The sequence below is a fragment of the Lentibacillus halophilus genome (assembly GCF_039522485.1).
Taxonomy (GTDB): domain Bacteria; phylum Bacillota; class Bacilli; order Bacillales; family Amphibacillaceae; genus Lentibacillus; species Lentibacillus halophilus.
This window is the reverse complement of the sequence record NZ_BAAADM010000002.1, coordinates 41,871-49,774: the sequence shown is the minus strand read 5'-3', so window position 1 is coordinate 49,774 and position 7,904 is coordinate 41,871. Positions and strand designations below refer to the sequence as shown.

Below are 7,904 nucleotides of genomic sequence, written 5' to 3'. Positions count from 1 at the left end.
ACTGTGAAAGCGACCAAAGGAAGCTTGAACAGATGTCGCGCTTGTGCCTGGCAAGGTGAAAGCGTAGTGTTTTTCCGGAGCGGTGACTACGTCTTAACTATATTGTTCGTGTTTAGAAAGGATTTGTTCAATCTTGTCCCAGTCCCATTTTTTAAAGACTAGCCCGGCCTAGCATCATTCCCCCCCGAACCAAGAGGTGAATAACTAACATGGACATCACGTTACAATCACATTTGACACTGTACCCTTTATCGATTCGAGAGGATAAAAAGCACTATATAGTAGAGGAGCCTGTTTCGGGTGACTTTTTCGAAATGCCGGCCGTCAGCGTTGACGCGATTCATTTGATTAATAGAGGAGAGCCGTTGGATAACATCGAACGGGAGCTCCAGGCGACATATCCGGACGAAGATGTGGCGCTCATTCCATTTGTAGAGCAGTTGGTGGATTTGGGTTTGGTGAAAGAAGTGGACGGAGAAACGGTGCCGCTAACCAAGCAAGAGCCGTTGCCGAGTGGGTTTACTTGGTTAGCTGCCAGTGTGGGGCGGTTCTTTTTTAATCGTTTCACTATGAAACTTTATATCGTCATCGTTCTTGTTAATTTGTGGCTCATGTTTATGAACCCACAGTTAGTGCCAGCGTATCAGGATTTATTTTTGTTTGATGCGATGACGCTTAATATGCTGTTGTACATGGGGATTAGTCTATTATTGGTTTTGATGCACGAATTCGCCCACATTTTGGCGGTCCGATCGTATGATTTGCCCGCTACACTGGATGTGGGACGTCGACTTTTTCTTGTAGTGTTTGAAACGGATTTGACCTGTGCATGGAAACTGGCACCACAGCAGCGGAATAGGCTCTATTTGGCCGGCATTTGTTTTGAGCAGGTGATGGTGCTTATCGCACTTGTAATTCAATTGGCTGTGAGTGGAAGCACGCTTGTTTCCGGCATTTTTGCTCTCGTTGTATTGGATATTTTTATAAAAACCATTTATCAGTGTTGCTTTTATATGAAAACGGACTTATATTATTTATTTGAAAATATGACAGGTAGCTACAATTTGATGGAAAACAGCCAACAGTATTTACGCAAGTGGATTCCATTTATGAAACAGGATTCAACAACGGAAGCGTTTGCCGGGGAAGCGACAACGATAAGATTATATGCGCTATTTTATAGCATTGGTTTGCTGCTTACGTTTGGGGTATTTTTGTTTTATTTCATTCCGCAGGCTGTTTACGCCTATGCTGAGACGCTGCCGGAATTACTCGATCCAGTCGGGAATCCACTCTTTTGGGATGCGGCTGTGTTTGTCGGGCAGACCGTTTTGCTTGGGGGGTTATACATATATGCCTGGCGCAAACCGAGAGCTTCCTGATCACAGTACTAAAGCGATGGAATGTTTCTATTAAAATGTATATTTCAAAATAATTTATCTTTCCCTATTTTTTGATTTGTTGTAAAATGATGGGGACAAGGAGGGGATGAGCTGTGAAAATAGGGTTTGTTGGTCTTGGTATTATGGGGAAACCGATGTGTCAAAATCTGATGAAAGCAGGTTATGAACTGGTCATCTCCAGCAGTAACCCGGATACCAATCAGGAACTTGGAAAACGTGGTGCGACGGTCGTTGATTCCTATACCGAATTGGCAGCTGCGACGGATGTCATCATTACGATGCTTCCCAATTCACCGGAAGTCAAGGAAGTTGTTCTTGAGCAGGGAGGGCTCATAGATGGAGCACGATCAGGCAGTGTGATCATCGATATGAGTTCCATTGCTCCGATTGCAAGTCAGGAGATTGGTGAAGCGCTGAAGGAAAAAGGCATTGGCTTTGTGGATGCTCCGGTAAGCGGTGGGGAACCAAAAGCGATTGATGGTACTGTTGCGGTGATGGCCGGTGGCGAACAAGCAACCTTTGACGATTGCCTTCCCATTCTGGAAACGATGGCCGGATCGGTTGTGCGCACTGGTGACATAGGGGCCGGTAATTCAACGAAGCTGGCCAATCAGATTATTGTCGCGCTCAATATTGCAGCTATTTCAGAAGCCATGGTGTTGACGCGAAACATGGGTGTTGATACCGAATCCGTTTATGAAGCAATCCGTGGCGGCCTGGCCGGCAGCAATGCGTTGGATGCCAAAGCACCAATGATGATGGATCGTAATTTCGACCCCGGCTTTACGATTGATCTGCATTTGAAGGACTTGCATAACGTGCTGGAAACATCCGGTGATATTGGTGTGCCGCTGCCCTTGGCTGCCTCCGTCAAAGAGACCCTACAGGCGCTGCAGGCGGGTGGCCAGGGTGATCGGGATCATGCGGCGATTTTGACATTTTACGAAAAGCTGGCCAACATGACGGCAAATGACTAACCTTCCAAATCGGGAACGCAAATATCCGAATCAAAATGAGTTATGCAATGTTTGGAGATCCTGGCATCCGCTTTGTGTCTATTGCGGATGCCGGGGTTCTTTTATCCATAAAGAATAAAGACGCTTATTGTCGGAATATTATTATTTCATAAAGGTTCGCTTAGTTATCCTGGACATTATTTAATTTTTTATAGAAATTATAATTATACACTTGACTTTATTTTTATACATTTTATAATAATGGGAAACAACGTTAATATGAGGAGGCATTTATCGTGAAAGCAGCTATTATCGGGGCGACTGGCTATGGCGGGTCGGAACTGATCCGCTTGTTGTACAGCCACCCGAATGTCACCCTGCAGTCGTTCCACTCATCAAGCCAGCACGGCCAGCCGGTGATGGCGAGCTATCCCCATATGCAGGGCATGATTGGTGACGACTTGGAAGATATTGATCCGGAACGAATGGCACAAGACGTTGATGTGGTATTTATAGCCACGCCAGCCGGTGTATCAACCGAGCTTGTTCCGGAGTTTATGAAGCATGATACAAAGGTAATTGACGTATCCGGTGATTTCCGTTTGAAAGATACCGATACGTATGAACGGTGGTATCATAAAACGGCACCTGATCAAAACTATGTTAATCAGGCCGTGTATGGATTGACCGAATGGTTGGACACCGATATCAAAGGAACACAGCTTCTTTCCAACCCGGGGTGTTATCCGACGGCAGCTTTGCTCGGGCTTGCCCCGCTTGTGAAGGAGAAGCGGATTGATCCCAATTCTATTATCATTGACGCCAAGACCGGTGTGAGCGGGGCTGGACGAAAAGTCAGTGCGGCTTCCCATTTCACCGAAACAAATGATAATCTTAAAATCTATAAGGTACTCGAGCATCAGCACACACCGGAAATAGAAATGATGCTTGATGCATGGAGCGAAACGAAAACAGCTATAACGTTCAGCACGCATCTGATTCCGATGACACGAGGGATCATGACGACCATTTATGCGGATGCTCCGGACGGTATGACGGCACGTGAATTGTTTGATTTGTACCAGGAAAGCTACAAGGACACCTATTTTGTACGTGTCCGGAAACAAGGCGAATATCCAACCACAAAAGACGTTTACGGTTCCAACTTTTGTGATATATCATTGTCATATGATGAACGGACGAACCGGATTATGATTGTTTCCGTCATTGACAATCTCGTTAAAGGTGCCGCTGGTCAGGCTGTTCAAAATATGAATCGGATGTTTGGATTGGAAGAGACGGCCGGACTGGATACGATGCCAATGTATCCATAGTAGGAATAAGCGAATAAATGAAAGGAGGAGAACAAAATGCTGACGGCAGAAGATGGCATTCAAACAATAGAAAGAGGGTCCATTGTCACACCGCGTGGATTTTATGCAGCCGGTATGCACACAGGCGTGAAACGGAAACGAAACGATTTGGGAATGATTTATTGTGATGTACCGGCGAGTGCTGCTGCGTTATACACAAAAAATATGATTCAGGCTGCCCCGCTGCAAACAACGAAGGACAGCATTGCCTCAGAGGGAAAATTGCAAGCTATCATTATTAACAGCGGCAATGCCAACGCATGCACAGGAAAGCAGGGGGAACAGGACGCCTACACAATGCGACATGCAACCGCCCAACAGTTGGAACTGCCAGACCATCGTGTAGCTGTATCATCGACTGGCATTATTGGCTTGCCTATGCCAATGGACCGCATCATTCCGAATATTAAAGAACTTCATCTGGATACGGATCAAGAAGCAGCAACAGCTTTTAACGAATCCATATTGACGACGGATGCCATACGTAAATCCACTTGCCGTCAGACCATTATTGACGACAGTCCGGTAACGATGGCCGGATCGGCGAAAGGGTCCGGAATGATTGAGCCGAATATGGGAACCATGCTTGCATTCGTGACAACAGACGCTGCTATCGAACCAGATATGTTGCAATTGGCATTGAAAGATGTAACGGATAAAACATTTAATTGTATAACGGTGGATGGGGACACATCAACCAATGACATGGTTCTGACAATGGCCAGTGGAAAAGCAGGCAACGAAAGCCTGACACCGGATCATAAAGATTGGAACGCTTTTGTGGAGATGCTGCGGGCGACGTGTGAGGACTTGGCGACGATGATTGCACGTGATGGCGAAGGAGCGACGAAGTTAATTGAAGTTAATGTTTCAGGGGCCCATGATGATCAACAAGCAGGTCAAGTGGCCAAAACAGTTGTCGGCTCATCGCTTGTTAAAACAGCTGTATATGGCGCTGATCCGAACTGGGGCCGCATTATTGCCGCCATTGGACGCAGTGGTGCGGATATCAATCCGGAGACCATCGATGCTTTTGTGGGTCCGGTGCAATTATTGAAAAACAGTCAACCACTTGCCTTTTCGGAGAAGGAAGCGTCAGACTACCTGCTCCAGGACACCATTACGATTACGATTGGATTGAACAATGGTGATGGAATCGGAAAGGCATGGGGATGCGATTTGACGTACGATTACGTTCGCATCAATGCCAGCTACACGACTTAAGGAGGAATTCAGCCATGAGCATCGCTGTTATTAAGTGCGGCGGGAGCATCCTGGACAATTTAACCGATCAATTTTTCGGCAATATAGCCAAGATGCAGGAAAAAGGGATTCGTCCTATTGTCGTGCATGGCGGCGGATCGGCTATTCAGGATATGCTTGATAAGCTTAACGTGACGTGTTCATTTGTTGACGGGCTCCGGACAACATCGGCGGATGCCATGAATGTTGTCGAAATGGTGCTTTCGGGCTATGTCAACAACGCGTTGACACGCCAAATTAATGACAATAATATACAGGCTGCCGGATTTTCCGGATCGGATGCTCAGCTAATACAAGCCGAGCCGATAAATTTCGAGCGGTATGGCTATGTCGGTGATGTAACAGCCGTCAATACGCTGTTTTTACAACGGATGCTTGATTCCGGTGTTGTACCGGTTATTGCTCCGATTGCAACCGGAGGAGACGGAAGCCGTTATAATGTAAATGCAGATACAGCCGCTGGTGCCATTGCCAGAGACATGAATGCAGATCGGTTAATTTTTATGACGGATGTGCCGGGCATTATGCAGGAAGAAGAAGTGATCAGCAATGTGTCCCAGACGGAGATTGACCATATGATTGCCGATGGTGTCATCTTCGGCGGCATGATCCCGAAAGTGAAAGCAGCAGCCGGAAGCCTTGGGGAAGGGCTGTCCAATGTTATGATCGCCGATGCGCATCAACGAATCAGTATGAGCGGGTTCACGGGAACGATTATTACGAAATAAACAAGCTGCGGGGCGGACGGATCGATTTTCACCCCGCATTTTCGTTAACATGGTCAACAAATTTGTAAATAGACTGTAAGAGGTAACCAGTTTTGTTTATAAACATTCAAAATAGAAAGAAAAGCAGCCCTTGCAAGGCAGGAAGGCTGTTTACATCTAGTATGTCCGGGGTGGACGCCTTTCTATGTGTAATGAATGGGGGTTGATTTTGTACCGGTGCGTGTTATAATCTACATATTAATTGAATCGCTTCGTTTCATATAATAGCAGGGATATGGCCTGCAAGTTTCTACCGGTTCACCGTAAATGAACTGACTATGAAAGAAAGCGCCATGCTGGTGCCGTTATAATTCGGTGCCTACTTTGTTTTCGGATGATTGATACCCGGAAAACATGCTTTCCTCATAGGATGAGTGGAAGCTTGTCTTCCGGGTTTTTATTTATTTTAACGCCCGAATCCATGAGCGGTTACATTCCTGAGCGCAGAAAGGAGATCATCATGAATTTATTAAAGCAGAAGATTAGAACCGAGGGAATTGTCCTATCCGATTCGGTGTTAAAAGTAGATGGGTTTTTGAATCATCAGGTTGACCCCGTATTGATGCAGGAAATCGGTGAAGAATTTGCTTCCCGTTTCGCTGGTGAAGGAGTTACCAAGATTATAACCCTCGAGTCGTCAGGAATTGCGCCTGCAGTCATGGCGGGACTGCGTATGGGGGTGCCGGTGGTTTTTGCCCGGAAACGCAAATCGCTCACCCTGACAGACCAGCTTTACAGTGCTGGTGTCTATTCGTATACCAAAAATGAAACAAACGAAATCTCCGTATCAACGGATTACCTTTCAAGTGATGACGTTGTCCTGATTATCGATGACTTTCTTGCCAATGGACAAGCAGTCCTTGGTATGCTTTCGATTGTGGAAAAGGCCGGAGCGTCCCTGGCCGGTATTGGAATTGTCATTGAAAAAGGCTTTCAGAATGGCGGGGCTGCTCTTAAAGATCGTGGTGTCCGGGTGGAATCACTGGCTGTTGTTGATTCGCTCGAAAATGGCAGCGTGACCTTTCATAATGAGGAGGCATCACTTAAATGAAGACATTCACACTTGGCTTGCAGCATTTGCTTGCCATGTATGCAGGAGCTATTTTGGTGCCGCTCATTGTTGGGCAGTCGCTTGGTCTGACATCAGAAGAGCTGACCTATCTGGTCGGTATCGATATTTTAATGAGCGGGGTCGCGACGATTATGCAGGTGGTCCGCAATCGCTATTTCGGGATAGGCTTACCGATTGTTCTCGGCTGTACATTTACCGCTGTCGGTCCGATGATTGCTATTGGCGGTGAGTATGGTATTTCGGCCATTTACGGATCTATTATCGTTTCTGGTATCGCTGTCGTGCTCATCAGTCGATTTTTCGGCAAACTGATCCGTTTTTTTCCACCGATTGTAACAGGAACCGTTGTAACGATTATAGGAATTACGCTTATACCGGTTGCCATAAACAATATGGGGGGAGGCGAAGACGCCAGTGACTTTGGATCGATGACGAATATTTCATTGGCTTTTGGTACTCTGTTTTTTATCATTCTGCTGTATCGCTTTTCCAAAGGATTTGTCCAGTCCATTGCTATTTTGCTGGGGCTTGCAGCGGGTACAATCGTGGCTGCACTGATGGGCAGGGTGGATTTTTCCGCTGTCAGCGAGGCATCCTACGTTCATATGATTCAGCCTTTTTACTTTGGCATGCCAACGTTTGAATGGTCGGCTATTCTGACCATGATTTTGGTTGCTATGGTATCGCTCGTTGAATCGACGGGTGTTTATTTTGCACTGGGAGATATGACGGATAAAGACTTGCAGGAAGAAGACCTGACACGCGGCTATCGGGCGGAAGGACTGGCTGTTCTTCTAGGCGGAATTTTCAACGCGTTCCCGTATACCGCTTTTTCACAGAATGTCGGCCTTTTGCAGATGACAGGGGTCAAATCGCTGAGAATTATTATGCTTACCGGTGTTATGCTCATTACCCTGGGACTGGTTCCCAAGATTGCCGCAGTGGCCACCATTATTCCGACCTCTGTTCTAGGCGGCGCTATGGTTGCCATGTTTGGAATGGTGATTGCACAAGGAATTAAAATGCTCAGCGCGGTTATTGGCGAGTCTGCTGAAAATGCAATGATCGTA

Annotated in this window: 7 protein-coding genes and 1 riboswitch; all 7 genes read left to right on the top strand. The window is 46.4% G+C overall.

Annotated elements, in window-relative coordinates; genetic code table 11:
* Positions 1-209: 209 nt before the first annotated feature.
* The gene (locus tag ABDZ72_RS00275) at positions 210-1,382 is read left to right on the top strand and encodes a peptidase (protein ID WP_343750394.1); all 1,173 of its coding nucleotides are present in this window, start codon (positions 210-212) and stop codon (positions 1,380-1,382) included.
* Between the two features lie 113 nt (positions 1,383-1,495).
* On the top strand, positions 1,496-2,380 hold the full coding sequence (gene garR, locus ABDZ72_RS00270) for a 2-hydroxy-3-oxopropionate reductase (protein ID WP_343750393.1): 885 nt from the start codon (positions 1,496-1,498) through the stop codon (positions 2,378-2,380).
* A gap of 275 nt (positions 2,381-2,655) precedes the next feature.
* The gene (argC, locus tag ABDZ72_RS00265; protein ID WP_343750392.1) at positions 2,656-3,693 is read left to right on the top strand and encodes an N-acetyl-gamma-glutamyl-phosphate reductase; all 1,038 of its coding nucleotides are present in this window, start codon (positions 2,656-2,658) and stop codon (positions 3,691-3,693) included.
* A 36-nt stretch (positions 3,694-3,729) separates the two neighbouring features.
* Positions 3,730-4,956, top strand: a complete 1,227-nt coding sequence (gene argJ, locus ABDZ72_RS00260; protein ID WP_343750391.1) for a bifunctional glutamate N-acetyltransferase/amino-acid acetyltransferase ArgJ — start codon at positions 3,730-3,732, stop codon at positions 4,954-4,956.
* A 14-nt stretch (positions 4,957-4,970) separates the two neighbouring features.
* Positions 4,971-5,723, top strand: coding sequence for an acetylglutamate kinase (gene argB, locus ABDZ72_RS00255; protein ID WP_343750390.1), 753 nt, complete (start codon positions 4,971-4,973; stop codon positions 5,721-5,723).
* A gap of 236 nt (positions 5,724-5,959) precedes the next feature.
* A riboswitch (purine riboswitch) is annotated at positions 5,960-6,061 on the top strand.
* A 161-nt stretch (positions 6,062-6,222) separates the two neighbouring features.
* Positions 6,223-6,813, top strand: a complete 591-nt coding sequence (locus tag ABDZ72_RS00250) for a xanthine phosphoribosyltransferase (protein WP_343750388.1) — start codon at positions 6,223-6,225, stop codon at positions 6,811-6,813.
* Positions 6,810-7,904, top strand: a 1,095-nt coding sequence (locus ABDZ72_RS00245) for a nucleobase:cation symporter-2 family protein (RefSeq protein ID WP_343750387.1), incomplete at its 3' end; no start/stop codon positions are given. The genes ABDZ72_RS00250 and ABDZ72_RS00245, both read left to right, overlap by 4 nt.

Excerpts from the sequence above, each read along its gene's own strand:
- ABDZ72_RS00275 (WP_343750394.1), top strand. The coding sequence starts at position 210 with ATGGACATCACGTTACAATCACATTTGACACTGTACCCTTTATCGATT.
- argJ (WP_343750391.1), top strand. The coding sequence starts at position 3,730 with ATGCTGACGGCAGAAGATGGCATTCAAACAATAGAAAGAGGGTCCATT.
- argB (WP_343750390.1), top strand. The coding sequence starts at position 4,971 with ATGAGCATCGCTGTTATTAAGTGCGGCGGGAGCATCCTGGACAATTTA.
- ABDZ72_RS00250 (WP_343750388.1), top strand. The coding sequence starts at position 6,223 with ATGAATTTATTAAAGCAGAAGATTAGAACCGAGGGAATTGTCCTATCC.